Origin of the sequence: Pseudomonas sp. PDM31 (assembly GCF_019218965.1) — a bacterium.
Taxonomy (GTDB): Bacteria; Pseudomonadota; Gammaproteobacteria; order Pseudomonadales; family Pseudomonadaceae; genus Aquipseudomonas.
Window position 1 is genome coordinate 286,647 of record NZ_JAHUWS010000009.1, and the last position, 24,589, is coordinate 311,235.

Below are 24,589 nucleotides of genomic sequence, written 5' to 3' on the forward strand. Positions count from 1 at the left end.
CAATGTGGGAGCGGGCTTGCTCGCGAATGCAGAGTGTCAGTCGACTTGAACGCTGGGGGTTAAACCGCTTTCGCGAGCAAGCCCGCTGCCACAGGGTTATGCATGTATCCCATAAATGACAAACCCGGCACATGGCCGGGTTTGTCGTTTATGCATCAAGCGTTACTTGGCGATGGCAGCCGAAGTCTGCAACGCACGCTCTGCACTGCGCTTGTTCTTGAACCAGTAGCAGACCCACATGAATACCAGCCACACCGGAATCGCGTACACCGATGTCTGGATCCCCGGAATCAGCAGCATCACGCCAAGGATGAACAACACGAACACCAGGCAGACGTAGTTGCCGTACGGGTACCACAGGGCCTTGAACAGCGGCGTCTGTTTGGTCTTGTTCATGTGCTGGCGGAACTTGAAGTGCGAGTAGCTGATCATCGCCCAGTTGATCACCAGGGTAGCCACCACCAGCGACATCAACAGTTCCAGCGCGCTGTGCGGGATCAGATAGTTCAGCAACACCGCGATCAGGGTCACGGCAGCCGAGGCCAGGATCGAACGCACCGGCACGCCGCGCTTGTCGATCTTCGCCAACGCTTTCGGCGCGTCGCCCTGCTCGGCCATGCCCAGGAGCATCCGGCTGTTGCAGTAGGTGCCGCTGTTGTACACCGACAAGGCAGCGGTCAGGACCACGAAGTTGAGGATGTGCGCGGCGGTGTTGCTGCCCAGCATCGAGAACACTTGCACGAACGGGCTGCCGCTATAGGAATCTCCGGAGGCGTTCAGGGTGGCCAGCAAGCTGTCCCACGGGGTCAACGACAGCAGGATGACCAGGGCACCGATGTAGAAAATCAGAATCCGGTAGATCACCTGGTTGATGGCTTTGGGGATCACGGTTTTCGGCTTGTCAGCTTCGGCAGCGGTGAAACCGAGCATTTCCAGGCCACCAAAGGAAAACATGATGAAAGCCATGGCCATCACCAGCCCCGAGACACCGTTGGGGAAGAAACCACCGTGGGACCAAAGGTTGCTGACCGCTGCCTGCGGGCCGCCATTGCCGCTGACCAGCAGGTAGCTGCCCAGTGCAATCATGCCGACGATCGCCACGACCTTGATGATCGCGAACCAGAACTCGGCCTCGCCAAAGACTTTGACGTTCGCCAGGTTGACCAAGTTGATCAGCACGAAGAAAGCCGCTGCGGAGGCCCAGGTCGGGATATCCGGCGCCCAGTAATGGATGTATTTGCCGACCGCGGTCAGTTCGGACATGCCCACCAGAATGTACAGAATCCAGCAGTTCCAGCCCGACAGGAAGCCGGCGAAACCGCCCCAGTACTTGTGCGCGAAGTGGCTGAAGGAACCGGCCACCGGATCTTCGACGATCATTTCGCCCAGCTGGCGCATGATCAGGAAGGCGATGAAGCCGCAGATGGCGTAGCCGAGGATCATCGACGGGCCGGCGGATTTCAGTACCCCGGCCGAGCCGAGGAACAGGCCGGTACCGATCGCGCCACCGAGGGCGATCAATTGAATGTGGCGATTTTTCAGGCCGCGTTTCAGCTCACCTGATTGCGAGTTTTGGCCAGTCATTAAAGGGGCCTCACGTTCAACGTATTTACAACGGTCATGCGTCACCTGTTTGTTTTTATCTGTGACGAAATCGAACCCGACGCGCTCGTGACGCGACGGAGTGAAAAAGGCGGATAGCCTCGATGTTTGCGCAGGTGCGCAGGAGGTCACAGGTAAAACGCGGCGCATTGTACACCGGTAACCCCCTGCTGCCAGAGCCGCTGGATCAGCGTATCTGTTACCGGGATTGCCTGTGTCCGCCACGAGACGCTCGGGCGGCTGCAAAAACTGAGTCTGACCCTTGCGGATCATGGACGGCGACGCCAGAAAACACGCGCCCCGAAGAGAGATTTAGATAGGTAACGGCGTTCATTGCGCCTCCTTTTTGTTATGCACCTGCACGACAGGCATGACGCGCATGACACCTTGCATGGAGCGGGGAAACAAGCGGGTTAGAGCGGCGGGAGATGGACGCAAGACAATGAAGCGTAAGAGTTTTCTTACAGTATTGAGTGGTCGGCGAATTCATGGGGTTAATCAGTGAATTTCGTCATGAATTATTTACAGTATGTAATTTTGGCTTTCCACTTCGGGATCTCTGGTGCTGCGACTGGCGCTTTCGCGAGCAAGCCCGCTCCCACCGGAGACCTGGTCGGTACGGATAAATGCGATCCACTGTGGGAGCGGGCTTGCTCGCGAAGGCGCCCTCAAAAACACTACCGGACTAAAACCAGCCCAAAAAAAACGCCAACCCGAAGGTTGGCGTTTTTCATCAAGCGCTTACCGATTACTCTGGCTTGCGACGACCAAAGCCCGGACGCTGGCCGGAACCTGCCGGTGCGCCACGACGGCTGCCCGACGGCTTGTCACCGTCGACCAGCTTGATCCCCGGACGCTTCGGCGCCGGCTTGGCCGGACGCTTGGTGTCGGCTGGACGATCCGCCACTGGCGTGCCACGACCTTCACCACGCTCGGTACGGCCATTGGCCGGACGCGGCGTACGCGGGCCGCGCTCACCGTCCTGACGGGCGGCAGGCTTGCGACCCGGGCGCTCGCCTTCGATCTGCGGCTCACGGTTTGCACGTGGCGCGGCAGGAGCGCCGGCAGCCGGACGCAGGGTGCGCACGCGCTCGGTCTTGGCCATTGGACGCGACGACTTGCGCTGCATCCGGTCAAGCTTGTCTTTGCTCTTGGCGTTCATCTGCGGCATCGCGACCGGCGTCAGGCCGACCTCGGCACTCAGAATGTCGACTTCGTACTGGCTCATTTCGCGCCAGCGACCCATCGGCAGGTCGGAGTTGAGGAACACCGGGCCGAAACGCACGCGCTTCAGGCGGCTGACCACCAGGCCCTGGGATTCCCACAGGCGACGAACTTCGCGGTTACGACCTTCCATCACCACGCAGTGATACCAGTGGTTGAAACCTTCACCACCTGGCGCCTGCTTGATGTCGGTGAACTTGGCCGGGCCGTCTTCGAGGACCACGCCGGCTTTGAGGCGCTCGATCATCTCGTCATCGACTTCGCCACGCACACGTACCGCGTATTCACGGTCCATTTCGTAGGAAGGGTGCATCAGGCGGTTGGCCAGCTCACCGTCGGTGGTGAACATCAGCAGACCGGTGGTGTTGATGTCGAGGCGGCCGATGTTGATCCAGCGGCCTTCTTTCGGCTTTGGCATCTTGTCGAACACGGTCGGGCGGCCTTCCGGGTCGACGCGGGTGCAGATTTCGCCGTCGGGCTTGTTGTACATGATCACGCGGCGCACCGACTCGGCGGCCTCTTCGCGCTTGATCACCTTGCCATCGATGGTGATGGCGTCGTGCATGTCGACGCGCTGGCCAAGGGTGGCGTCTTTGCCATTGACCTTGATGCGGCCGTGGCTGATCCAGGCTTCCACGTCACGGCGCGAGCCGACGCCGATACGGGCGAGGACTTTCTGCAGCTTTTCGCCTGCTGGGCCGATTTCCTGGTCGTCTTTCTGGTCGTTGATACTCATCTGGGCACCTCCCGGTGTGGTCTGAAAACTGGGTACTTGGGCGAAGGGATCGCCGAAGGGTCGCGAATCATACGCTCATGCGGGCGTTTGCGCATCAGAGACTAGTTGATCAAACGGGACTTAACGGTTTTTCCGCCGACCGGTGATCGTGATGGCCAATCACATCCCCTGTGTGCGGGCTTGCTCGCGAAGAGGCCGTGCCAGTCGCCATCGTCGCTGTCTGACCCACCGCATTCGCGAGCAAGCCCGCTCCCACAGGGATCTTCTAAGCCGCAAACATTGCAATCAGTCTTCGAACTGGCGGCGTTCGGCTTCGATGGCTTCGGCGAGTGCCAGGGCTTCAGCCTCTTCATCGCTTAGCTCTGGTTTGGGCTGTTCAAGAGCCGCAACAGCAGCGAGCAGTTTTTCTCGGGCCTCGGCCACGCCAAGGATGTCGTCTTCTGGCTCTGGCTCTGGCTCTGGCTCGTTTTCAAGTTCCGGCTCGGCCTCGATTGGCGCAACCCCGGTTTCCGGCTGAATATCAGCACGCTCCGAATCCGCTCCGGACTCCACCCCATCACGCAACAAATCATCGAAATCGGTCTTGATCCCCTCCTCCATGCTGTCCAGTTCCAGCAACAGCGTATGGAAACTGGTTTCTTCCTTGGGCTCTTCCGGTTCGGCGCTGGCGTCCGCCAATTCTTGCAGCGCTGCCGGCACCGGCGCGTCGTCGAAATCGAGCACCGGATCAGGCTCCAACTCGCGCAGTTCGGCCAGCGGCGGCAGATCGTCGAGGTTTTTCAGGTTGAAGTGATCGAGAAACGCCTTGGTGGTGGCAAACATCGCCGGTTTGCCGGGCACATCGCGGTAGCCGACGATGCGGATCCATTCGCGCTCCATCAGGGTTTTGACGATGTTGCTGTTGACCGCCACACCGCGCACGTCTTCGATCTCGCCCCGGGTGATCGGCTGGCGATAGGCAATCAGGGCCATGGTTTCGAGCATGGCGCGCGAATATCGCTGCGGGCGCTCCTCCCACAGGCGTCCGACCCAGGGTGAAAACTTCTCGCGAATCTGCAGGCGATAACCCGAGGCCACCTCCTTGAGTTCAAAAGCGCGGCCATCGCAGGACTTGGCCAGAATCGTCAGGGCCTTCTTGAAAACCGGCGGCTCCGGCCGTTCGCCTTCTTCGAAGAGTTCGAACAGGCTTTCCAGGGATTGCGGCTTTCCCGAGGCCAACAGAAAGGCTTCAAGCAATGGCGCCAGCTCGCGGGGTTCAGTCAGGTTCATGATTCAACTCGTTATTCGGCTCGGGCTCGCACATGGATCGCCGCGAACGGCTCATTCTGCACCAGTTCGACCAGGGATTCCTTGACCAGCTCGAGGACCGCCATGAAGGTGACCACCACCCCCAGCCGCCCCTCTTCAGCGGTGAACAGCTCGACGAAGGGCACAAAACCGCCGCCCTTGAGCCGCTCCAGCACGTCACTCATGCGTTCGCGCGTCGACAGTGCCTCGCGGCTGACCTGATGGCTTTCAAACATGTCACCACGGCGCAGTACCTCGGCCATGGACAGCAACAGTTCGGACAGACGTACATCCGGCAACAGCTTGCGCACCCGGGCTTCGGGGGCATCAAGCTTGGGCACCACCACGTCGCGACCAACCCGGCTCAGGCCATCAATGCCTTCGGCAGCGGCCTTGAAGCGCTCGTATTCCTGCAAGCGGCGGATCAATTCGGCGCGCGGGTCGTCCTCTTCTTCCTCGACGGTTTCGGCCCGGGGCAGCAGCATGCGCGACTTGATCTCGGCCAGCATCGCGGCCATCACCAGGTACTCGGCGGCCAGCTCCAGGCGCACCGACTGCATCAGCTCGACATAGCCCATGTACTGACGGGTGATTTCCGCCACCGGGATGTCGAGGATATTGATGTTCTGTTTGCGGATCAGATACAGCAGCAAGTCCAGCGGGCCTTCGAAAGCTTCGAGAAACACCTCCAGTGCATCCGGCGGGATGTACAGGTCCAGCGGCATTTCCAGGACTGCCTGGCCATAGACCATGGCGAAGGGCAGCTCTTGCTGGGCTCCGGCCTGACTGTCGACGGGTTCTACTGCGGACATCTAGGCCTCGGCCATGAACGGCGCAGGGTCGCCGCAACCGACGCGAATCACTTGCGGCTCGCCATCGGCGAGGTTGATCACGGTGGACGCCTTGATCCCGCCGTAACCGCCGTCGATGATCAGGTCGACCTGATGCTCGAGCAACTGACGCATCTCGTACGGGTCCGTCAGCGGCTCGCTATCACCGGGCAGGATCAGGGTCACGCTCATCAGCGGTTCGCCGAGCTGTTCGAGCAGCGCCAGGGCAATTGGATGGCTTGGCACCCGCAGGCCGATGGTGCGTTTTTTCGGGTGCAGCAACAGCCGCGGGACTTCGCGGGTGGCGTTGAGAATGAAGGTGTAGGGGCCAGGCAGGTGAGCCTTGAGCAAGCGAAAGGTGCCGGTGTCGATCTTGGCGAACAACCCCAGTTGCGACAGGTCGCTGCAAATCAGCGTGAAGTTGTGCTTTTCATCCAGCCCGCGCAAACGGCGCACGCGATCCACGGCGTTCTTGTCGCCGATCTGGCAACCAATGGCGTAGGAAGAGTCGGTGGGATAAATCACCACCCCGCCGTTGCGGATGATCTCAACCGCCTGCTTGATCAGGCGCGCTTGCGGGTTTTCCGGATGAATCTGGAAAAATTGACTCACATTCTCTACCTGTTCAGACGGCGGCAATAATTGGGTCATGTTTGAATCGACACCACAAAGGTGGCAGATCCTCCGGGAGCGGGCGGTATTCACCGATCTCCGACCAGCCCCCTGGGCCATGAAAATCACTGCCGGCGCTGACCAGCAGACCGAACTCGCGAGCAAGAATGGCCAGGCTGCCCACTTGCTCGGCGGGCTGATGGCCATTGACCACTTCGATCGCGTGGCCCCCTGCTTGAATATAGTCGGCAATCAGGCGGCGACGCTTGCTGCGAGTGAAATCGTAATGCCACGGGTGCGCCAGGCTGACCCAGGCTTTCGCCGCGCGCAGGGTTTCGACAGTTTCCTCCAGGGTCGGCCAGTGCTGCTTGACGTCGCCCAGTTTGCCGGCACCCAGCCATTTGCGGAACGCTTCGGCGCGATCCTTGACGAAACCTTCACGCACCATCCAGTCGGCGAAGTGCGGGCGCGCCGGTGCATTTCCACTGTCGCCCAGCGCCTGCTGGATCTGTCGGGCGCCGTCGAGCGCACCCGGCATGCCCTTGAGCGCCAGTTTGCGGCTTATCTCTTCCGACCGTAGCCAGCGGCCATCGTGCAATTTGCCGATTGCCTCGACCAACGGTTCGGCGTTGACGTCAAAACCGTAACCCAGCACATGGATGGTCGCGCCGCCCCAGGTGCAGGACAGTTCGACGCCGTTGACCAGTTGCATCCCCAGCCCGATCGCGGCGCAGCGCGCCTCGGCAAGGCCTTCCAGGGTGTCGTGATCGGTCAAGGCCAGGACTCGCACGCCTTTCTCGAACGCACGCGCAACCAGTACCGCAGGCGCCAAGGCGCCGTCGGAGGCCGTGCTATGGCAGTGCAAATCAACATTCACGGGGCTTTGTAACCTCAAATCAGCTGGCGCTATCGCGCGCCCATATGTTTGTTATTATGCCGACACATCCTGCTTCTGGCTGCCACTGTGAAACAATTCATCGATTTCATCCCGCTCCTGCTGTTTTTCATCGTTTTCAAAACCGATCCACGCGTCGTCGACATTGCCGGTCACGAGGTCACTGTAGGCGGTATCTACAGTGCCACGGCGATGCTCATCATCAGCTCACTGGTGGTCTACGGCGCCCTGTTCTTCAAGCAGCGCAAGCTGGAGAAGAGCCAGTGGCTGACCCTCATCGCCTGCCTGGTCTTCGGTAGCCTGACCCTGGCGTTCCACAGCGAGACTTTCCTGAAATGGAAAGCCCCGGTGGTCAACTGGCTGTTTGCCCTGGGCTTCATCGGCAGTCACTTCATCGGTGATCAACTGCTGATCAAGCGCATCATGGGCCACGCCCTGACCCTGCCGGAGCCGGTGTGGACACGCCTGAACATCGCCTGGATCGTGTTTTTCCTGTTTTGCGGTGCCGCCAATCTGTTCGTCGCGTTCACCTTCCAGAGCTACTGGGTCGACTTCAAGGTCTTCGGCAGCCTGGGCATGACCCTGCTGTTCCTGATCGGCCAGGGCATCTACCTGTCCCGTCATCTGCACGATAGCGAAACCACCACGCCAAAAACCGAGGACTGACATGCTTTACGCAATTATTGCCACAGACGTCGCCAACTCCCTGGAAGCCCGCCTGGCCGCACGACCTGCGCACCTTGAGCGTCTGCAGGTTCTCAAGGGCGAAGGCCGCATTGTACTGGCCGGCCCGCACCCGGCGGTCGACAGCAATGATCCAGGCGCAGCGGGTTTCACCGGCAGCCTGATCGTTGCCGAGTTCGATTCCCTGAGCGCCGCAAAGGACTGGGCCGACGCCGACCCGTATATCGCTGCAGGCGTCTACGCCAATGTTCTGGTCAAGCCGTTCAAGCAAGTCCTGCCGTAATTTTTCCCCTCGCGATGAACCTTATGGGTTCATCGCGCTCTCAATCGCTCATCATTCCCGATTGCCGGCCGACAAACTGCCCAATACTTGTATTGGAACCAGGAGTCGCGATGCGCAAAGGTCCGTTGTGTCTGATGTTGGTCACGTTGTCGGTCGTGGCGCCCGCCCACGGTGAAGAAAGCGACGAAGGCGGCAATTCAACGCCGCTGTCTCTGAGCGCTGGCAGCCAGATCAACGAGTTGCAACAGCGCTTGAAAGAAAGCGAACGGCAACGAGAAGATCTGAGCAAACAATTGCAAACTGCCGATGGTGAACGTGAAAGCGCCCTGCTGGCCCGGTTGCGCCAGGACAATCAGCGCCTGAAACTGCAACTCAAGGAAATCCAGGCCAGCAACCCGTTGCCACGCTTGTTGACCGACCAGCAACAATGGTTCGTCATCGGCGCCGCAGTAGCACTGACAGCTCTGCTGTGCGGTATTTTCGCCAGTGGGGCCAATCGAAGACGTCGACAATGGCTAAATTGAGTGAGTCATGAGCGAGCTGTTACTTATTGATGATGACCAGGAGCTGTGCGAGCTTCTGGTCAGCTGGCTGAGCCAGGAAGGTTTTCAGGTACGCGCCTGCCATGACGGCCAGAGCGCCCGTCGGGCGCTGACCGAAACCTCTCCGGCGGCGGTGGTGCTGGATGTGATGCTGCCCGATGGCAGCGGCCTGGAACTGCTCAAGCAACTGCGCAGCGATCACCCGGACTTGCCGGTGTTGATGCTTTCCGCCCGGGGCGAACCCCTGGACCGTATCCTCGGCCTGGAACTCGGTGCCGACGATTACCTGGCAAAACCCTGCGACCCGCGGGAACTGACTGCTCGCTTGCGTGCGGTGCTGCGCCGCAGTCACCCCGCGGCGGTGTCCAGCCAGATCGAACTGGGCGACTTGTGCTTCAGCCCGGTGCGCGGCGTCGTCAGTATCGACAACCAGGAATTCACCCTCACCGTCTCCGAAAGCCGTATTCTGGAAGCTTTGCTCAAGCAGCCCGGCGAGCCCCTGGACAAACAGGAACTGGCGCAAATCGCCCTCGGCCGCAAGCTGACCCTGTACGACCGCAGCCTGGACATGCACGTCAGCAACCTGCGCAAAAAGATCGGCCCGCACCCTGACGGGCGTGCGCGTATCGTCGCCTTGCGTAGCCGTGGTTACTACTACAGCCTCTAAAACCTGACTCTGACACTACGCGGTCCCTACAGGATTCGTCAGTTTTGTCAGCTCGATGGAAAGCCGTCTTTACCTAAGCTTTACGCTTCGCTGACCGCGGCTGACCTTGATCTGCGTAATCTGAACTCATCCGGAACGTACCGGGAATGAGACAAGGAGATACACCATGCGCAAGACTCTTATCGCTCTGATGTTCGCTGCTGCCCTGCCGACCGTTGCCATGGCCATGCCTGAAGGCGCGGGCCCGATGGATGGTGCGCACCACGGCGGTCAGATGCACGGCATGCACGGTAAAGGCCCGTACAGCCAACTGGACCTGAGCCGCGAACAGCGCGAGCAGATCCGCAAGATCATGGGCGAGCAGATGCATGAGCGTAAGCAACTGGTCGACAAGTACCTGGAAAAACTCTCACCGGCCGACCAGAAAGCCCTGAAAGACGAGATGGAGGCCAAGCACCAGAAAGCCGAAGCCGACGTCCGTGCCCTGTTGAAACCGGATCAACAGAAGAAATTCGACGAAATCCAGAAAAAACGGGCTGAGCGTCGCGCAGAATGGGCCGAATTCAAAGCGTGGAAAGCGCAACAGCCGCAAAAAGCGCAATAATGCGTTGATCCCGGACCCAATGGTCGATAACCGTTGGGTCTGATGCCACTCAATCAAAATGTGGGAGCGGGCTTGCTCGCGAAAGCGGAGTATCTGGCAGTAATGATGTCGCCTGACACTCCGCTTTCGCGAGCAAGCCCGCTCCCACATGGATTTGGGTCAGATTGATAGTGTTTGGCCGTCTGTCTTTATTCGAGGATTTTCTGTGCGTTCACTGTTCTGGCGAATCCTGGCCAGCTTCTGGCTGGCCATCGCTCTGGTCGCGGGGCTTTCCATACTGCTCGGGCACATGCTCAACCAGGACGCGTGGATCCTCAGTCGCCACCCCGGCCTCAACACCCTGGCCGAACAATGGACTCAAACCTATGAATCCCAGGGCGAGGAAGCCGCCCAGGCCATTCTTGAGCAGCGCAAGCGCGATTATCACTTCGACGTTCAGGTGCTCAACGAAAGCGGTGACCCGGTGGTGCGCGGCACCTTCCCACGGCGCGCTGCGGCATTTGAAGCCAGGCAGAACAGCGACGACCGGCGCCTGCCATGGCGGCGTCTGACCGATGAGTACACCAGCGAAAAAACCGGTGACACCTACCTGCTGATCTATCGCATCCGCCATCCGGAACTGGATGCATGGCACCGTGAAAGCCTGCTGTGGCCGCTCAGTGCACTGGGGATCGCCTTGGTGGTACTGACGCTGTTCAGTCTGCTGGTGACCTTTTCCATCACCCGCCCGCTCAGCCGCCTGCGCGGTGCGGTGCACGACCTCGGGCAAACCACCTATCAACAGAACAGTCTGGTCAAACTGGCCAGTCGCCGGGATGAGTTCGGCGTCCTGGCCAACGACTTCAACCGCATGGGCGCACGCCTGCAAAGTCTGATCGGCAGCCAGCGGCAATTGCTGCGCGATGTGTCCCATGAACTGCGCTCGCCCCTCGCCCGTCTGCGCATTGCCCTGGCCCTGGCGGAACGGGCCGGTCCGCAGGAACGGGAACAACTCTGGCCGCGCCTGACCCGCGAATGCGACCGGCTGGAAGCGCTGATCAGCGAAATCCTGGTGCTGGCACGGGTCGATTCCGATAATGCCAGTGCTGAACCGGTCGACCTCAATGCGCTGCTGGGCAACCTGCAAAAGGATTCACAACTGGGTTCGCCGGAGCAAAGCGTCGAACTGAAGGCCGAGCCGCAGCTGAATCTCACCGGCTGGCCGACCATGATTGAGCGGGCGGTCGACAACCTGCTGCGCAACGCCCAGCGCTTCAACCCGGTGGGGCAGGCAATCGAGATGCAGGCTTCGCGGCAGGGCGAGCGAATTGTGGTCAGCGTGCGCGACCATGGGCCTGGCGTCGGGAAAGAGTATTTGAATCAACTAGGGGAGCCGTTCTATCGCGCCCCCGGCCAGACAACCGCAGGGCATGGCCTGGGCCTGGCCATCGCCCGGCGGGCGGCGGAGCGCCATGGCGGCAGCCTGGTGCTGGCCAATCATTCGGAAGGCGGCTTCATCGCCAGCCTGGAATTGCCATTGGTACCCGGCACTATCGTTTAACCCTGATCCCTTGTGGGAGCGGGCTTGCTCGCGAATGCGGTGCGTCAGCCGCATTCATCGTTATCTGACACACCGCATTCGCGAGCATGCCCGCTCCCACAGGGAATTGTGGGCTTAGCGACTACCTGGCCAGGCGCTGACAAACTCGGCCAGATCAACCTTCTCCGCCACCCGCGGTTCTTTCTGCGGCGTGCCAAGGTACAGAAACGCAATCACCTCTTCCCCTTCGGCCAGTCCCAACCCCTTGGCCACGTGCGGCGAATAGGCCAGATCACCCGTACGCCACACCGCTCCGATACCCTGCGCATAGGCGGCCAGCAAAATCCCGTGGGCCGCACAGCCGGCTGCCAACAGTTGCTCGGACTTCGGATACTTGACGTGCTCCTGCACCCGCGCGATCACGACCACCACCAGCGGTGCCCGCAGAGGGCCGTTTCGCGCCTTGTCGATCGCCGCTTCAGTGACTTCGCCGTCCTGCAACTTCGCCGCTTCGGCGAGCAACTCGCCCATTTGCTCGCGCGCTGCACCTTCTATCGTAAGGAAGCGCCAAGGCTGCAAGTGGCCGTGATCCGGTGCACGCATGGCAGCGGCAAACAGCACTTCGCGCTGCTCGGCGGTGGGGGCCGGATCGAGCAGTCGGGGAACGGAAACACGGTTGAGCAAAGCGTCGAGAGCCTGCATCGGCCACCTCCAGAAAAAATTGTGCAGCTATTCTAGCTGTAACTACCGTTGCAGTGCGGTTTACATGGCCTGCCTCGCGGGTAGAATGGCGCCCTTCCCTATTTCAGCCCGAGCGGACTTCATGGCGTTGCCGACCTTACGGATCATTGGTTTCATCATCGGCATCTTCTTGGTCACGCTGGCGATCGCCATGGTCGTGCCCATGGCCACGCTGGTCGTTTTCGACCGCACCAGCGACCTGCCTTCGTTCCTCTGGGCGAGCATGATTACTTTTGTCGCCGGGTTGGCGCTGGTCATTCCGGGGCGCCCCGACCATGTGCACCTGCGTCCGAGGGACATGTACCTGCTGACCGTCAGCAGTTGGCTGGTGGTGTGTATCTTTGCCGCGCTGCCGTTCCTGTTGACCCAGCACATCAGCTACACCGACTCTTTCTTTGAAAGCATGTCCGGCATCACCGCCACGGGGGCGACCGTGCTCACTGGCCTGGACAATATGTCCCCGGGCATTCTGATGTGGCGCTCATTGTTGCACTGGATCGGCGGCATCGGCTTTATCGGCATGGCGGTCGCGATCCTGCCACTGCTGCGCATCGGCGGCATGCGGCTGTTTCAGACCGAGTCGTCGGACCGCTCGGAAAAGGTCATGCCCCGCTCACACATGGTGGCGCGCCTGATCGTGGTGGCCTACGTCGGCATCACCATTCTCGGCAGCCTGGCGCTCTGGTGGGCCGGGATGAGCCCCTTCGATGCCATCAACCACGCGATGTCAGCCATTTCCACCGGCGGCTTTTCCACCTCCGACCAGTCCATGGCCAAGTGGACTCAACCCGCCGTGCACTGGGTGGCGATCGTCATCATGATTCTTGGCAGCCTGCCGTTCACCCTGTACGTGGCGACCATGCGTGGCAACCGGCGTGCTCTGATCAAGGACCAGCAGGTACAAGGCCTGCTCGGCATGCTGCTGGTCACCTGGCTGGTGCTCGGCACCTGGTACTGGTGGACCACCCAGCTGCACTGGCTGGAGGCTCTGCGGCACGTGGCGTTCAACGTGACTTCGGTGGTCACCACTACCGGCTTCGCCCTGGGGGACTACAGCCTGTGGGGTAACTTCTCGCTGATGTTGTTCTTTTATCTGGGTTTTGTCGGTGGTTGTTCCGGTTCGACGGCCGGTGGCATCAAGATCTTCCGCTTCCAGGTCGCTTATATCCTGCTCAAGGCCAACCTTAACCAGCTGATTCACCCCCGCGCGGTGATCAAGCAGAAGTACAACGGGCACCGCCTCGATGAAGAGATCGTGCGCTCGATCCTGACCTTTTCATTTTTCTTCGCCATCACCATCTGCGTGATCGCATTGTTGCTTTCGCTGCTTGGCGTCGACTGGATGACCGCACTCACGGGCGCGGCCAGTACCGTTTCCGGTGTCGGCCCCGGGCTGGGCGAGACGATAGGCCCGGCGGGCAATTTCGCCACTCTGCCGGATGCCGCCAAGTGGATTCTCTCGTTCGGCATGCTGCTCGGCCGACTGGAGATCATTACGGTGTTCGTGCTGTGTATTCCGGCGTTTTGGCGTCACTGACAACCGCTGGCGCCTGCATCAGCCGCATCCGGAACTCACCGGGTGTGGCGTCGAACCAGCGCCGGAATGCACGAAAGAAATTGCTCGGATCGGCAAACCCCAGCAAATAGGCGATCTCCAGCAGGGTCATACTCGGCTGTGCGAGGTATTGCTCGGCCAGTTCACGTCGGGTGTCGTCGAGCAGGATCTGAAAACTCGTGCCCTCTTCCTGCAAGCGGCGCTGCAAAGTACGCTGGGACAGGTGCAACGTCTGTGCCACGGTGTCGCGCTTGGGCTCGCCCTGGGGCAACAGTCGACACAGCACCTGTCGCGCCTTGTGGGTCACCCGGCTTTCGGAAAAGCGTGCCAGGTATTCACCGGCAAACCGGTCATGCAGCAACGCCATGGCCTCGTTTGCAGTCGGTAGCGGTGCTTCCATGTCCGCACGTTCGAAAATCAACGCATCGTAAGGCGCGTTGAACACCAGCGGCGCATGGAAGGCAAGTTTGTACGGTTCCGGATTGGCCGGTTCGCTGCCCTGAAACATGACTTTTCGCGGTTGCAGCGTACGCCCCGTCAACCAGCCGCACAGCGCCAAGGCACAGGCCAGCGACGCTTCGGCGCTTTGTCGGGTGGGCGGCAGGTGATCGCCGTGGACCGTCAGAATCAGCGCGTAACCCTCATCCACCAGGCGAAAACTCAAATCGGCGCTTTCAGCAATGATCCGCTGATAGCGCACCAGCCGCTCGAAACCTGCGGCCAGGGTCTGGCTGGACATCAATGCATAACCGGCCACATGGAAAGAGGCCGGGCGCACTACCTTGCCCATGTTCAGGCCAATGGCCGGGTTGCCGGACAACTCGACCGCACGTTGCCACAGCCGCGTCATGGAATCTTGCGTGAAGCGCGCATCCGGATCGTCCAGTGCCGCGTAGTCGAGCCCTAGCTGTCTAAACAGAACCCGGCAGTCCAGGCCCTCCATCTCCAGCGCTTTTACAATCCCCATCGCCCAGCTTGCAGAAGTCGTTCGTTCGCTCATGGCGGTTACTGTCTGGTTGTGCCGTCTGACGCGGCTGATTTGCGAAGGATACTAAAGTGGCGCCTATTGTCACTGGCTGGCACCAATGATCACTCTAGACTCAAATAAGCTACCCGCAGAACAACTTGCCGTCAGAACAATAACCACAGAGATCGCAGTCGTGGAAAACATCAAACGATTCAACAGCTTCGCTGAGTTCTACCCGTACTACCTCAGCGAACACAGCAACAGTACCTGCCGACGATTGCACTTTATCGGCACCACCCTGGTCATATTTATTCTGGCGCTGACCATCGGCCGTGGTGCATGGACGCTGTTGTGGATCTTGCCAGTGGCAGGCTACAGCTTTGCCTGGGTCGGACACTTCTTCTTCGAGAAAAACCGCCCGGCAACCTTTCAACATCCCCTCTACAGCCTGCTCGGTGATTTCGTCATGTACCGGGACATGATTCTGGGGCGTGTTCCGTTCTAGTCACCCTGCGTCACAAGAGAACTGCCGATGAATGCCACTGCCGGTTTCACCCACATGAAGGATGGCACGCAGGAAGACTGGGCGATCATCGCCGCAGACTTCAGTGCCTACGCCCGACAATTGCCGACGCGGATTGTCGCGCACCTGAAGCTGCTGGAGGGTGATTTTGGCGGTTTCCCGGTCGATCGCCTGACCCACTCCCTGCAAACAGCCACCCGTGCCTGGCGCGATGGCCGCGACGAGGAATATGTGGTCTGCGCCCTGCTCCACGACATTGGCGATACCTTGGGCTCCTATAACCATCCGGACATTGCGGCGGCGATCCTCAAGCCGTTCGTCAGTGCCGAGAACCTATGGATGGTGGAGAAACACGGGATTTTCCAGGGCTACTACTTCTTTCATCACCTGGGTATGGACCGGCATCTGCGTGAGCAATTCAAGGATCACCCGCAGTATCAGGCGACCGTCGAGTTTTGTGCGAAGTACGATGCGGCGGCGTTTGATCCGGCGTACGACACACTGGCGTTGAGTTTCTTCGAGCCGATGATGGAACGCGTGTTTGCGCAGCCGAAGAATTCGATCTACAAGGCGGCGATGGAAGAACACGCGCCGGCGTGATTCGTTCAAACGGTCCGACAGGTTTTGCGATGTCGACTGTGCTGCCGTCTTCGCGGGCAAGCCCGCTCCCACAGTGATTTGTGTCGTATGCAGATTTCGAGTTCAACACGCAACCCTGTGGGAGCGGGCTTGCTCGCGAAGAGGCCCGCCGAAACACAACACCCCTCAAACCGGTTCTGCAACGTTCTCTGTTTTCAACTGCACCTCCCGCGCCTGGGCATCCGCCAACCGATACAACTCGATCGAGCCATCCCAGTGCTCGATCAACGCCGTGCAGGACTCCACCCAATCCCCGCAGTTGAGGTAGTCCACCTCGCCGACCTTGCGGATCTCGGCATGGTGAATATGCCCGCACACTACCCCGTGCAGTTCGCGCTTGACGCATTCGTGGGCGATGGCTTCCTCGAAGTCGCTGATAAAGCTCACCGCCGTTTTCACCTTGTGCTTGAGGTACGCCGACAGCGACCAGTAGCCGTAGCCATACCGGGCGCGCCAATGGTTCAGCCAGCGATTGAGGGTCAGGGTGAATTCGTAGGCTGAGTCGCCGAGAAAGGCCAGCCAGCGATGGTAGCGGGTGATTACATCAAACTGGTCGCCGTGGATGACCAGGAGATGACGACCATCGGCGGTGACGTGCACGGCTTCGTCCACCAACTGGATATTGCCCAGAATCAGCTTCGAATAACGGCGCAGGAATTCGTCGTGGTTGCCGGTGACGTAGATCACTTCGGTGCCGCGCTTGCTCATGGTCAACAGGCGGCGGATCACGTTGGTGTGAGCCTGGGGCCAGTACATGCCGCCGCGCAGTTTCCAGCCGTCGATGATGTCGCCGACCAGATAGATCCTGTCGGCGTGATAACCCTTGAGAAACTGCGACAGGTGTTCCGCCTGACAATCCCGGGTGCCCAGGTGCACGTCGGAAATCCATAAAGTCCGCACTCGTTGCTTACGGGTGGGTTTGGCGAGCTCGGCGCTGGTCATGGGCAACCCTCTGGGCAAGTTTCGCCAATTTTGCTGCGACCCGGTTAATGCGCCATGACAGCGTCAAGTCAGTCTTGTGACAGCGATTTCGGCCGAGCCCGGTGTAGACTGGCAACCTGATCCGGGAGAGCTTCGATGAGACCGATCCTCACGCTACGCCAATACAGCCAGGACCTGATCGTCCACAGCCACGACCACGCGCAATTGGTGTTCGGGTTGTCGGGTGCGCTGGATTTCGAGGTCGACGGCCGGGGCAGTCAGGTGGTCCAGCAGAGTTTTTTGGTGGTGCCGTCCGGTGCTCACCATGCGTGCGGCAGCGCCAATGGCAGCCGTTGCCTGGTGCTGGATGTGCCCGATGATCAATGGGTTGCCGAGTCATTGGGCGATCACGCTGAATCGAGCCGCCGCTTGCTCGACACCGCCGGCCGGCTGGCCCTGGATGCCGGGCAAAATCAATTGGTCAATTGGCTGGCGAGCAGCCCGGTCGATGATCCGCTGATTGCGCAACAAGGTGCGGTGCTGCTGCTGGCCAGCCTCAACCATGCCAGGCCCGACGCCATCGGCGGTCGACGCTTGCCCTATGCGGCATTGAATGCGCACATCGACCAGTACGCGGCGTATCCATTGCAAGTGGCTGACTTGGCCCGTGTCGCAGGCCTCTCCAGCGCTCGTCTGCATGCACGATTCATGGCCGAATGCGGGCAGACTCCGATGGATTACATCCGCAGTCGGCGCCTGCACCGGGCCGTGGAAATGTTGCGTGACTCAGCGCTGCCCATCGGCGAGATCGCCGTTCGCGTCGGATACAGCTCGCAAAGTGCCTTTGCAGCGGCTGTGCTTCGCGAATTCGGGGCATCGCCGGGCAAACTGCGGCGCGAGGCTGGCGACAAAAAACGCTAGTTTGCCGACAGACTTGGTGATTGGTTACGCGCTTCAATGATGCATCTGTTCGTTTGTCATCAAGGAATGCAATGACTCCCCGTACCGCCCTCGGCGCCCTGCACATCGGCGCACTCATGTTCGGCCTGACCGGAGTGTTCGGCAAGCTCGCCGCCGCTTCGCCGGCGATCATCGTTTTCGGCCGTGCCGCCTTCGCGGTGCTGGCGCTGGCGTTTTTCGCCCGGTTCGCCAGCCAGACTCGCTGGCAGCCCCTTGCCGCGGTGGACAGGCGCCGCCTGTTGCTCAGCGGTTTGTTGCTGGCTGGGCACTGGGTGAGTTTCTTCATAGCCGTGAAGGTTGCGGGCGTGGCGATTGCGACCCTGGGCTTTGCCAGCTTCCCGGCGTTCACGGTGATCCTCGAAGGCTTGATCTTCCGCGAGCGGATTCGCGCCAACGAAATACTGCTGGTAGTACTGGTGAGCGTCGGGCTGGTGCTGGTCACACCTGACTTTGACCTGGCCAGCGGTGCCACCACCGGCCTGCTATGGGCGATAGCCTCCGGCCTGCTGTTCGCCTTGCTGTCGCTGACCAACCGCGCCAGCTCCGGGAGAATCCCGCCGGTGCAGGCAGCCCTGTGCCAGAACGTAGTAGTCGCCCTGTGCCTGCTGCCGGTCGCGGCCCCACAATTGAGCGAAGTGCGCGCCCTCGACTGGCTGTGGATCGGCCTGCTCGGCGTGTTCTGCACCGGGGTTGCCCATAGTTTATTCGTCGCCAGCCTCGCCGTGATCAAGGCTCGCACCGCCGCGGTGGTGTTTGCCCTGGAGCCGGTTTACGGCATCACCGTGGCTTGGCTGCTGTTCGATGAAAACCCGACCGTACGCATGTTGATCGGCGGTGCATTGATCATTGTGGCGATCGTGGTCTCCAGCAGGCTCGCCGGCAGCTCCAGCAAAAAGGCCGTTGCCGCGGAAGCGGCTTCTCACTGAGTACGGTCGTTGTGCCCCAGGTCGCGGTCCGGATCGATTTGATCGCGGACCCGCTGCTTGAGCACCTTGGCTTCAGGAAAACCGCCGTCGGCCTTGCGCTCCCAGATCTGCACACCGTCACAGAAAACATGAAAAACCCCGCCAGTGCCCGGCACGAGGGAGACTTTACCCAGATCGTCAGTGAAGGTACTGAGCAGTTCCTGGGCCAGCCAGGCCGCGCGCAATAACCATTGGCATTGCGAGCAATAGGTGATGACGATTTCCGGTTTGCTTGCAGTCATGATGAGGTCAGATTCCAGAATCCCAGGGCGCGACCATGATAGCCCGGCCAGCAGCGCTTGAGCGGTTCACCTGCGGGCATCGCCTGCTGCGCCCGGTTCAAGGTTCAGTGAGTCCAGGCTTAAAGGTTCAAGGCTCAGCGACAGGCCGGCAATGTCGACTCGGCCAACCTTGGGTGACTGCTGGGCAGATTCAGGGCTCTGACTGGTATGCATGGACAGGTCATCCAGGTTCAATTGATATTCTTCGTCCGGGCACGTATCGGGTATTGCCACCGGGGTCGCAGCGACCACCGTCGTAACCACCGGGCTGCAAAGGCCCTGCTTCGCAATGCTGCTGCGAATGTCCTGCAGGCTCTGCTCGTTGAACGCCGTTTCGGTAAAACCCTTGTCATTGTCTGCATGGTTTGAAGCATCCCCCCATGGCAATGGTGCCGCTGTTTCAGGGTGAGTTCGTGGGCGCTGACGACGAATCAACCAGGCCAGCATCAGCAACGCCACAATTGCCGGCATGCCGACCATCAGCCGCCAGTCCGTCGAGGGGGGTTGAGCGATGACAGGAGCGGCTCCCGCCGCCTCCCTGAGTTCCAGCCATTGGGTGTGCAGTTCGGCCAGCTGCTTTTTCTGCTCGACGATTTGCTCGTCCTGACCCTCAAGCCTGGCATTGAGCTTATCGATGGAGGCTTGCAGCTGCCGGTTGTGCAGATCAATTTCGGCCAGGTGTCCGGCAGAGGAGTCGGCCAGGGAGGCTTGCGTCGATGGAACGGGGCCCGCACTCGTGGTCGCAGTCTTTGTCGTCGCCGGCGGGACAACGGCAGGCTGCACGCTCGGGAAGGCGGACGACGGGGTAACCGGTTCATCATCGACCGGAACAATGTCCGCAGAGCCCGGCGGATCAATCAGGACCGTGTATTCACGCAGCAACCGCCCGTTGGGTTGGTTGAGCTGCACAAGGAAATTCAGGAAAGGTTCATTGACCGGTTTGCTCGATGTCACCTGGATCAGGCGGCGATTGCCCCTCAGGATCGGGGTGAACTTCAGGCTGCTGAGGAAGGCCGCCCGCTCGACGCCCGCGCGGCTGAACTCCTCTGCGGACGCGAGACTGACCGTCAGCTCACTCTGCTCAAGGCCGGCGGCATCCACCAGGGCAATATCGGCGCGAAATGGCTGGTTCAGCGCCGAATGCAGGGTGATCTCACCCAGGCCCAGCGCGGGCGCCAACGCCGAATAAGTGACAACGCCTCCAGCCAGAAAAAACCGCGCACAACTGCGCAATACCAACTGCCAACTCTTGAGCATGAGCATCCCTTGGAGAACCAGAACCAACCGGCACGTGTTTGTGCATCCGGTACGAACACGTTTTTGCCGAGTAGTTCTTATAGTCCGCCCAACAGACCTTCTCAAAAGCCTGGCGGTCGGTTATGCCTCAAGGTTTTTCAAGGTTGCCCAGGATGTGCCCGTGAACTCGCATGCAGACCGCCAGATCCGCCTCGTCGACGCCGGCGAACAGTTCGAGGCGCAACTGCGTGGCAATGGTTTCAATTTGTTCGATCAGAGGGCGCGCCGGAGCACAGAGGACGATTTTCTTCGCCCGGCGATCTTCCAGCACCGATTGGCGTTGCACCAGGCCCTGGCCTTCCAGGCTATCGAGCAAACGAGCCAGGGTCGGCCCTTCGACGCCCACGCTTTGTGCCAGCTCGCGTTGGGTCGGTGCTTCGTCGAAGCGCGCCAGGTGCAACAGCACCAGCCAGCGCGCCTGGGACAGCCCGAGGCCGGCCAGACGACGGTCCAGTTCGGCACGCCAGCCGCGCGACATCTGGGCCAGTTGCATGCCAAAGCGGTGTTGATCGGTTAACGGCATAAAACACTCATGGTTAGACTGAAAATAGAGAAATACTAATTATTAGTCAGCTAAGCATGAGCCTTGGCTGTAGGCAAGGCTTGATCTGTACTGAATCGTTACATCATCAGCACAGTTTTCTCAAATCTCGAACTCCGACTGCAAGGCAGCCCGCACGCAATACAAAACCCCTTCCGGCACCCGGCCCGCGAACTGCGCGGCGATCTCGGAAACCGGAGGCAATTCGCCTTCGCCGTCGAGGAAGGCGTCCTGGACTTCGCCCAGCAAGTCTTCGGGCAGGTCCAGGGCCTGTTCGAGCGACAATTGCTGCTTGCCGATCGCCTCCGCAAGCATGGTGTAGACGTTCTTTTCCGAGCATTGCAACTGCCCGGCGATCTGCAGCGGAGTCATGCCGGCCCGCGCCAGGGTGATCATCTCGTGGCGCACATCGGCCACCACTTTCGGCGCTTCGACCTGACCACCGAGGACTTCGAGGAAGGCCTGGCCATAACGTTCCAGCTTGCGTGCGCCGACGCCACTGACCCGGGCCATTTCCGCCTGCGAGGTCGGCTGGCTGCGCAACATTTCAAGCAGGGTCGAGTCGGGAAAAATGACGTACGGCGGCACGCCATGTTCCTCGGCGAGCTTGCGCCGCAGGGCGCGCAAGGCTTCCCACTGTTCGCGCTCTTCGCCACGGACCAGTTGGCTGGCCTGGCTCTTGCTGCTTTTCACCGAGGTCTGCGCCTTGAGGTCGCGTCGCAGTTCCAGGGTAACTTCGCCTTTGAGCAGCGGCCGGCAGCTGTCGCTCAAGCGCAAGCCGCCGTAGCCTTCCAGATCGATGTCGGCCAGGCCACGCGCCACCAACTGACGGAACAATGAGCGCCATTCGCCCTCGGCCATGGCCTTGCCAACACCAAAGACCGACAGGTGCTGATGGCCGATGCCGCGCACCTTCTCGTTGTCCTTGCCCAGCAATACATCCACCAGATGGCCGACGCCATAGCGCTGGCCGGTGCGGTAGATCGCCGAAAGCGCCTGGCGCGCAGGCTCGGTGGCGTCCCAGGTCTGCACGCCATCGACGCAGTTGTCGCAGTGGCCACATGGCTCGGGCATGTCTTCGTCGAAATAGGCCAGCAGGGTCTGACGGCGGCAGCGTGTCTCTTCGCACAGCGAGAGCATGGCATCGAGCTTGTGCTGCTCCAGACGTTTGTGGCGCTCATCGCCTTCGGAGTTCTGCAACATTTGCTTGAGCATCACCACGTCCTGAAGGCCATAGGCCATCCAGGCATCCGCCGGCAGGCCGTCACGGCCACCACGCCCGGTTTCCTGGTAATAGGCTTCCAGGGATTTGGGCAGGTCGAGGTGGGCGACGAAGCGTACGTTGGGCTTGTCGATGCCCATGCCGAACGCCACGGTGGCGACCATGATCAGGCCTTCCTCGTTGAGGAAGCGCTTCTGGTGGTAGGCACGCAGATCATTAGGCAGCCCGGCGTGGTACGGCAGCGCCGGGAAACCCTGCTCGCTGAGGAATGCTGCGACCTCCTCGACTTTTTTGCGCGACAGGCAATAAACAATGCCGGCATCGCTGCGCCGTTCGGCGAGGAAAGCCAGCAACTGCTTGCGTGGCTGTTCCTTGGGCACGATGCGATAAAAGATGTTCGGCCGGTCAAAGCTCGACAGGAAACGCTCGGCATCCTGCAGGTGCAGACGGGTGACGATTTCCTCGCGGGTGCGCTTGTCGGCGGTGGCGGTCAGGGCGATGCGCGGCACGTCGGGGAACATTTCCGCCAACTGGCCCAACTGCAGGTATTCCGGGCGGAAATCATGCCCCCATTGCGACACGCAGTGCGCTTCGTCGATGGCGAACAAGGCAATATTCAGCCCCTGCAGGAAGGCCAGCATACGCGGCTGAACCAGGCGCTCGGGGGCGAGGTAAAGCATTTTGACTTCGCCGCGCTTGATGCGGGCCGCAAGGTCACGCTGCTGCTCGGCGCTGAGGGTGGAGTTCAACGCAGCGGCAGCCACCCCCAGCTCTTCGAGGGTGGCGACCTGGTCGTCCATCAACGCGATCAACGGCGACACCACCACCGCCAGGCCATCGCGCAGCAGCGCCGGGACCTGGAAGCACAGGGACTTGCCGCCGCCGGTAGGCATCAGCACCAGGGCATCGCCGCCACTGGCCACGCGCTCAATGATTGCACCCTGACGGCCACGGAAACTGTCGTAGCCGAAGATGTCCTTGAGGACGCGTTGAGCCTGTTCGAGCATAAAAACTCCAAAAATCACCGAAACATCCCTGCAAGGCTGGTTCAGAACCCGCAACACTGCACCGACAAATCGTAAGTGCACATTGCATGACGCTTCACATTTCAGCCGTGAAGCCAGCAGGGCATCACAAAACGCGCGAGTATACCCGAGGCCTCCCTTGCGCAGGGCACCGCTGATAAGACACAGCCCATGGAACACCAAAACTGTGGGAACGAGCCTGCTCGCGATGGACGGCAACGATGACGCGGGCTGTCTGAAGGCCTGCGGCGCCTGGACGTTTTTCGCGAGCAGGCTCGCTGCTACAGGGAATACGCTGCAAATATGCCGCGCGGCTGGCCTGAGCGCTCAAGAAGGCCTAGAATTCCCGCATCGAACATTCCCCAAGGTAGTCCTTTAATGTCCTTCGCTGAGCAACTAACCCGCCTGCAAGTCTTCCTCGACGCCGACGAACTGCATGACGAGGCGCTGGACTACGTGGCCGCCCACGGTTACCTCACCGCCCTGTCGATCTGTTCCGAAGTCGTTCCGGACCGTGAATGGATCGATGCGCTCTTCGCCGAAGAGCCGCACTACAGCAGCGAAGCCCAGCGCGAAGAAATCGAAGCCACGCTGATCGGCCTCAAGGCTCACATCGCCCGCCAACTGGCCTCCGATGAAGAGTTCGAGCTGCCGTGCGACCTGGACCTGGGCGAAGACCCGGATGATTCGGAATTGCGCGGCTGGTGCATCGGTTTCATGGAAGGCGTGTTCCTGCGCGAAGAAGCCTGGTTCGAAACCGCCGAAGACGAAGTCAGCGAAATGCTGCTGCCGATCATGGTCGGCTCGGGTCTGTTCGACGAGCAGCCAGAGTTCTCCGACATCGCCGCAGACGCCAATCTGATGGACGACATGATCGTGCAGATCCCGGAAGCCCTGACCGCGCTGTACCTGCTGTGCAATGCGCCAGACGAAAAACCGGCGATCCTCAAGCCACGTCACCACTAAGGTTCTGCCTATGGACAACCCCATAGGCAACCGCTCCCTGATGTTGCGCTACGTGCTGCTGGCCATCGGCTGGCTGAGCGTGGCATTGGGGGTGATCGGAATTTTCCTGCCGGTGCTGCCCACCACCCCCTTCCTGCTGCTGGCGGCCGCTTGTTTCGCCCGCAGTTCGCCACGTTTCTATCAATGGCTGGTGGGTCATCCACGACTTGGCCCGTGGATACGCGACTATCTCGATGGCCATGGCATTCCGCTCAAAGGCAAGGTCTACGCCATTGGCCTGATGTGGCTGAGCATTCTGTTTTCCTGCTATCTGGTGCCGTTGCCATGGGCACGGGGCTTCATGCTGACCAGTGCGGTGCTGGTAACCCTCTACATCCTGCGGCAGAAAACCCTGCGTTAGGAGCTTCCGCTGGAGGCGATCTTTTGCCTTGTTGCCGACGATCTGCCCTGCCCCGCTTCAAACACCACCTAGACTTCACCAATCCGCACTCGAGCAGCCAGG

Annotated in this window: 26 protein-coding genes; 13 read left to right on the top strand and 13 right to left on the bottom strand. The window is 60.5% G+C overall.

Annotated features, from left to right (window positions below; genetic code table 11):
- Positions 1–162: 162 nt before the first annotated feature.
- The 6 genes from KW839_RS19375 to KW839_RS19400 form a co-directional block, all read right to left on the bottom strand.
- A complete protein-coding gene (locus tag KW839_RS19375) occupies positions 163–1,584 on the bottom strand; it encodes an amino acid permease (RefSeq protein ID WP_060541359.1) in 1,422 nt (473 codons plus the stop codon).
- 766 nt (positions 1,585–2,350) lie between these two features.
- On the bottom strand, positions 2,351–3,562 hold the full coding sequence (gene rluB, locus KW839_RS19380) for a 23S rRNA pseudouridine(2605) synthase RluB (RefSeq protein ID WP_060541358.1): 1,212 nt from the start codon (positions 3,560–3,562) through the stop codon (positions 2,351–2,353).
- A 285-nt stretch (positions 3,563–3,847) separates the two neighbouring features.
- Positions 3,848–4,831: an SMC-Scp complex subunit ScpB gene (gene scpB, locus KW839_RS19385; protein WP_218425208.1), complete on the bottom strand. Its 984-nt coding sequence runs from the start codon at positions 4,829–4,831 to the stop codon at positions 3,848–3,850.
- An 11-nt stretch (positions 4,832–4,842) separates the two neighbouring features.
- The gene (locus KW839_RS19390; RefSeq protein ID WP_177336966.1) at positions 4,843–5,541 is read right to left on the bottom strand and encodes a ScpA family protein; all 699 of its coding nucleotides are present in this window, start codon (positions 5,539–5,541) and stop codon (positions 4,843–4,845) included.
- 120 nt (positions 5,542–5,661) lie between these two features.
- Positions 5,662–6,291, bottom strand: a complete 630-nt coding sequence (locus KW839_RS19395; protein ID WP_218425209.1) for an L-threonylcarbamoyladenylate synthase — start codon at positions 6,289–6,291, stop codon at positions 5,662–5,664.
- Positions 6,292–6,304: 13 nt separating this feature from the next.
- Complete coding sequence (locus KW839_RS19400; RefSeq protein ID WP_060541354.1) at positions 6,305–7,168, bottom strand: PHP domain-containing protein; 864 nt, start codon at positions 7,166–7,168, stop codon at positions 6,305–6,307.
- 87 nt (positions 7,169–7,255) lie between these two features.
- Here KW839_RS19400 and KW839_RS19405 point away from each other — a divergent pair, with 87 nt between their 5' ends.
- The 6 genes from KW839_RS19405 to KW839_RS19430 all read left to right on the top strand — a co-directional run bounded on the left by KW839_RS19405 (position 7,256) and on the right by KW839_RS19430 (position 11,506).
- Positions 7,256–7,852: a septation protein A gene (locus tag KW839_RS19405; protein WP_060541353.1), complete on the top strand. Its 597-nt coding sequence runs from the start codon at positions 7,256–7,258 to the stop codon at positions 7,850–7,852.
- Position 7,853: 1 nt separating this feature from the next.
- Positions 7,854–8,153 (top strand): YciI family protein, encoded by a 300-nt coding sequence (locus KW839_RS19410; protein ID WP_060541352.1) that lies wholly within the window; start codon positions 7,854–7,856, stop codon positions 8,151–8,153.
- Between the two features lie 110 nt (positions 8,154–8,263).
- Entirely contained in the window at positions 8,264–8,677 is a 414-nt protein-coding gene (locus KW839_RS19415) for a hypothetical protein (protein ID WP_060541351.1), read from the top strand.
- Positions 8,678–8,684: 7 nt separating this feature from the next.
- Complete coding sequence (locus KW839_RS19420; RefSeq protein ID WP_218425210.1) at positions 8,685–9,362, top strand: response regulator transcription factor; 678 nt, start codon at positions 8,685–8,687, stop codon at positions 9,360–9,362.
- Positions 9,363–9,528: 166 nt separating this feature from the next.
- Positions 9,529–9,966, top strand: a complete 438-nt coding sequence (locus tag KW839_RS19425; protein WP_218425211.1) for a Spy/CpxP family protein refolding chaperone — start codon at positions 9,529–9,531, stop codon at positions 9,964–9,966.
- 205 nt (positions 9,967–10,171) lie between these two features.
- Positions 10,172–11,506, top strand: a complete 1,335-nt coding sequence (locus tag KW839_RS19430) for a HAMP domain-containing sensor histidine kinase (RefSeq protein ID WP_218425212.1) — start codon at positions 10,172–10,174, stop codon at positions 11,504–11,506.
- A 114-nt stretch (positions 11,507–11,620) separates the two neighbouring features.
- Here the strand turns inward: KW839_RS19430 and KW839_RS19435 are convergent, their stop codons facing one another.
- A complete protein-coding gene (locus KW839_RS19435; RefSeq protein ID WP_218425213.1) occupies positions 11,621–12,187 on the bottom strand; it encodes an NAD(P)H nitroreductase in 567 nt (188 codons plus the stop codon).
- Positions 12,188–12,308: 121 nt separating this feature from the next.
- Here KW839_RS19435 and KW839_RS19440 point away from each other — a divergent pair, with 121 nt between their 5' ends.
- A complete protein-coding gene (locus KW839_RS19440; protein ID WP_060541346.1) occupies positions 12,309–13,763 on the top strand; it encodes a TrkH family potassium uptake protein in 1,455 nt (484 codons plus the stop codon).
- Here the strand turns inward: KW839_RS19440 and KW839_RS19445 are convergent.
- Positions 13,720–14,781: an AraC family transcriptional regulator gene (locus tag KW839_RS19445; RefSeq protein WP_218425214.1), complete on the bottom strand. Its 1,062-nt coding sequence runs from the start codon at positions 14,779–14,781 to the stop codon at positions 13,720–13,722. The genes KW839_RS19440 and KW839_RS19445 overlap by 44 nt on opposite strands.
- A gap of 160 nt (positions 14,782–14,941) precedes the next feature.
- Here KW839_RS19445 and KW839_RS19450 point away from each other — a divergent pair, with 160 nt between their 5' ends.
- Positions 14,942–15,253: a DUF962 domain-containing protein gene (locus KW839_RS19450; RefSeq protein ID WP_060541344.1), complete on the top strand. Its 312-nt coding sequence runs from the start codon at positions 14,942–14,944 to the stop codon at positions 15,251–15,253.
- A 27-nt stretch (positions 15,254–15,280) separates the two neighbouring features.
- Positions 15,281–15,871 carry an HD domain-containing protein gene (locus KW839_RS19455; RefSeq protein WP_218425215.1) on the top strand — a complete coding sequence of 197 codons (591 nt, stop codon included), beginning with the start codon at positions 15,281–15,283 and terminating at the stop codon, positions 15,869–15,871.
- 165 nt (positions 15,872–16,036) lie between these two features.
- Here the strand turns inward: KW839_RS19455 and KW839_RS19460 are convergent, their stop codons facing one another.
- The gene (locus KW839_RS19460; protein WP_218425216.1) at positions 16,037–16,852 is read right to left on the bottom strand and encodes a UDP-2,3-diacylglucosamine diphosphatase; all 816 of its coding nucleotides are present in this window, start codon (positions 16,850–16,852) and stop codon (positions 16,037–16,039) included.
- Positions 16,853–16,987: 135 nt separating this feature from the next.
- Between KW839_RS19460 and KW839_RS19465 the strand changes: the two genes are divergently transcribed.
- Positions 16,988–17,752, top strand: coding sequence for an AraC family transcriptional regulator (locus KW839_RS19465; RefSeq protein WP_218425217.1), 765 nt, complete (start codon positions 16,988–16,990; stop codon positions 17,750–17,752).
- 71 nt (positions 17,753–17,823) lie between these two features.
- Complete coding sequence (locus KW839_RS19470; protein WP_060541340.1) at positions 17,824–18,717, top strand: DMT family transporter; 894 nt, start codon at positions 17,824–17,826, stop codon at positions 18,715–18,717.
- Here KW839_RS19470 and KW839_RS19475 read toward each other — a convergent pair.
- The 4 genes from KW839_RS19475 to recQ all read right to left on the bottom strand — a co-directional run bounded on the left by KW839_RS19475 (position 18,711) and on the right by recQ (position 23,103).
- A complete protein-coding gene (locus KW839_RS19475) occupies positions 18,711–18,998 on the bottom strand; it encodes a SelT/SelW/SelH family protein (protein ID WP_060541339.1) in 288 nt (95 codons plus the stop codon). The genes KW839_RS19470 and KW839_RS19475 overlap by 7 nt on opposite strands.
- A gap of 66 nt (positions 18,999–19,064) precedes the next feature.
- A complete protein-coding gene (locus KW839_RS27925; RefSeq protein ID WP_218425218.1) occupies positions 19,065–20,294 on the bottom strand; it encodes a FimV family protein in 1,230 nt (409 codons plus the stop codon).
- Between the two features lie 127 nt (positions 20,295–20,421).
- A complete protein-coding gene (locus KW839_RS19485; RefSeq protein ID WP_060541337.1) occupies positions 20,422–20,856 on the bottom strand; it encodes a MarR family transcriptional regulator in 435 nt (144 codons plus the stop codon).
- A gap of 120 nt (positions 20,857–20,976) precedes the next feature.
- A complete protein-coding gene (gene recQ, locus KW839_RS19490) occupies positions 20,977–23,103 on the bottom strand; it encodes a DNA helicase RecQ (protein ID WP_218425219.1) in 2,127 nt (708 codons plus the stop codon).
- 396 nt (positions 23,104–23,499) lie between these two features.
- Between recQ and KW839_RS19495 the strand changes: the two genes are divergently transcribed.
- Positions 23,500–24,087 (top strand): YecA family protein, encoded by a 588-nt coding sequence (locus tag KW839_RS19495; protein ID WP_056853071.1) that lies wholly within the window; start codon positions 23,500–23,502, stop codon positions 24,085–24,087.
- Positions 24,088–24,097: 10 nt separating this feature from the next.
- Positions 24,098–24,487 (top strand): YbaN family protein, encoded by a 390-nt coding sequence (locus tag KW839_RS19500; protein WP_218425220.1) that lies wholly within the window; start codon positions 24,098–24,100, stop codon positions 24,485–24,487.
- Positions 24,488–24,589: the final 102 nt, after the last annotated feature.

Coding starts and splice junctions, on each gene's coding strand:
- recQ (WP_218425219.1), bottom strand. CDS start 23,103: ATGCTCGAACAGGCTCAACGCGTCCTCAAGGACATCTTCGGCTACGAC.
- KW839_RS19500 (WP_218425220.1), top strand. CDS start 24,098: ATGGACAACCCCATAGGCAACCGCTCCCTGATGTTGCGCTACGTGCTG.
- KW839_RS19375 (WP_060541359.1), bottom strand. CDS start 1,584: ATGACTGGCCAAAACTCGCAATCAGGTGAGCTGAAACGCGGCCTGAAA.
- KW839_RS19495 (WP_056853071.1), top strand. CDS start 23,500: ATGTCCTTCGCTGAGCAACTAACCCGCCTGCAAGTCTTCCTCGACGCC.
- scpB (WP_218425208.1), bottom strand. CDS start 4,831: ATGAACCTGACTGAACCCCGCGAGCTGGCGCCATTGCTTGAAGCCTTT.
- KW839_RS19475 (WP_060541339.1), bottom strand. CDS start 18,998: ATGACTGCAAGCAAACCGGAAATCGTCATCACCTATTGCTCGCAATGC.
- KW839_RS19410 (WP_060541352.1), top strand. CDS start 7,854: ATGCTTTACGCAATTATTGCCACAGACGTCGCCAACTCCCTGGAAGCC.
- KW839_RS19485 (WP_060541337.1), bottom strand. CDS start 20,856: ATGCCGTTAACCGATCAACACCGCTTTGGCATGCAACTGGCCCAGATG.
- KW839_RS19445 (WP_218425214.1), bottom strand. CDS start 14,781: ATGAGCGAACGAACGACTTCTGCAAGCTGGGCGATGGGGATTGTAAAA.
- KW839_RS19455 (WP_218425215.1), top strand. CDS start 15,281: ATGAATGCCACTGCCGGTTTCACCCACATGAAGGATGGCACGCAGGAA.
- KW839_RS19435 (WP_218425213.1), bottom strand. CDS start 12,187: ATGCAGGCTCTCGACGCTTTGCTCAACCGTGTTTCCGTTCCCCGACTG.
- KW839_RS19460 (WP_218425216.1), bottom strand. CDS start 16,852: ATGACCAGCGCCGAGCTCGCCAAACCCACCCGTAAGCAACGAGTGCGG.
- rluB (WP_060541358.1), bottom strand. CDS start 3,562: ATGAGTATCAACGACCAGAAAGACGACCAGGAAATCGGCCCAGCAGGC.
- KW839_RS19420 (WP_218425210.1), top strand. CDS start 8,685: ATGAGCGAGCTGTTACTTATTGATGATGACCAGGAGCTGTGCGAGCTT.
- KW839_RS19470 (WP_060541340.1), top strand. CDS start 17,824: ATGACTCCCCGTACCGCCCTCGGCGCCCTGCACATCGGCGCACTCATG.
- KW839_RS19415 (WP_060541351.1), top strand. CDS start 8,264: ATGCGCAAAGGTCCGTTGTGTCTGATGTTGGTCACGTTGTCGGTCGTG.
- KW839_RS19425 (WP_218425211.1), top strand. CDS start 9,529: ATGCGCAAGACTCTTATCGCTCTGATGTTCGCTGCTGCCCTGCCGACC.
- KW839_RS19465 (WP_218425217.1), top strand. CDS start 16,988: ATGAGACCGATCCTCACGCTACGCCAATACAGCCAGGACCTGATCGTC.
- KW839_RS27925 (WP_218425218.1), bottom strand. CDS start 20,294: ATGCTCAAGAGTTGGCAGTTGGTATTGCGCAGTTGTGCGCGGTTTTTT.
- KW839_RS19440 (WP_060541346.1), top strand. CDS start 12,309: ATGGCGTTGCCGACCTTACGGATCATTGGTTTCATCATCGGCATCTTC.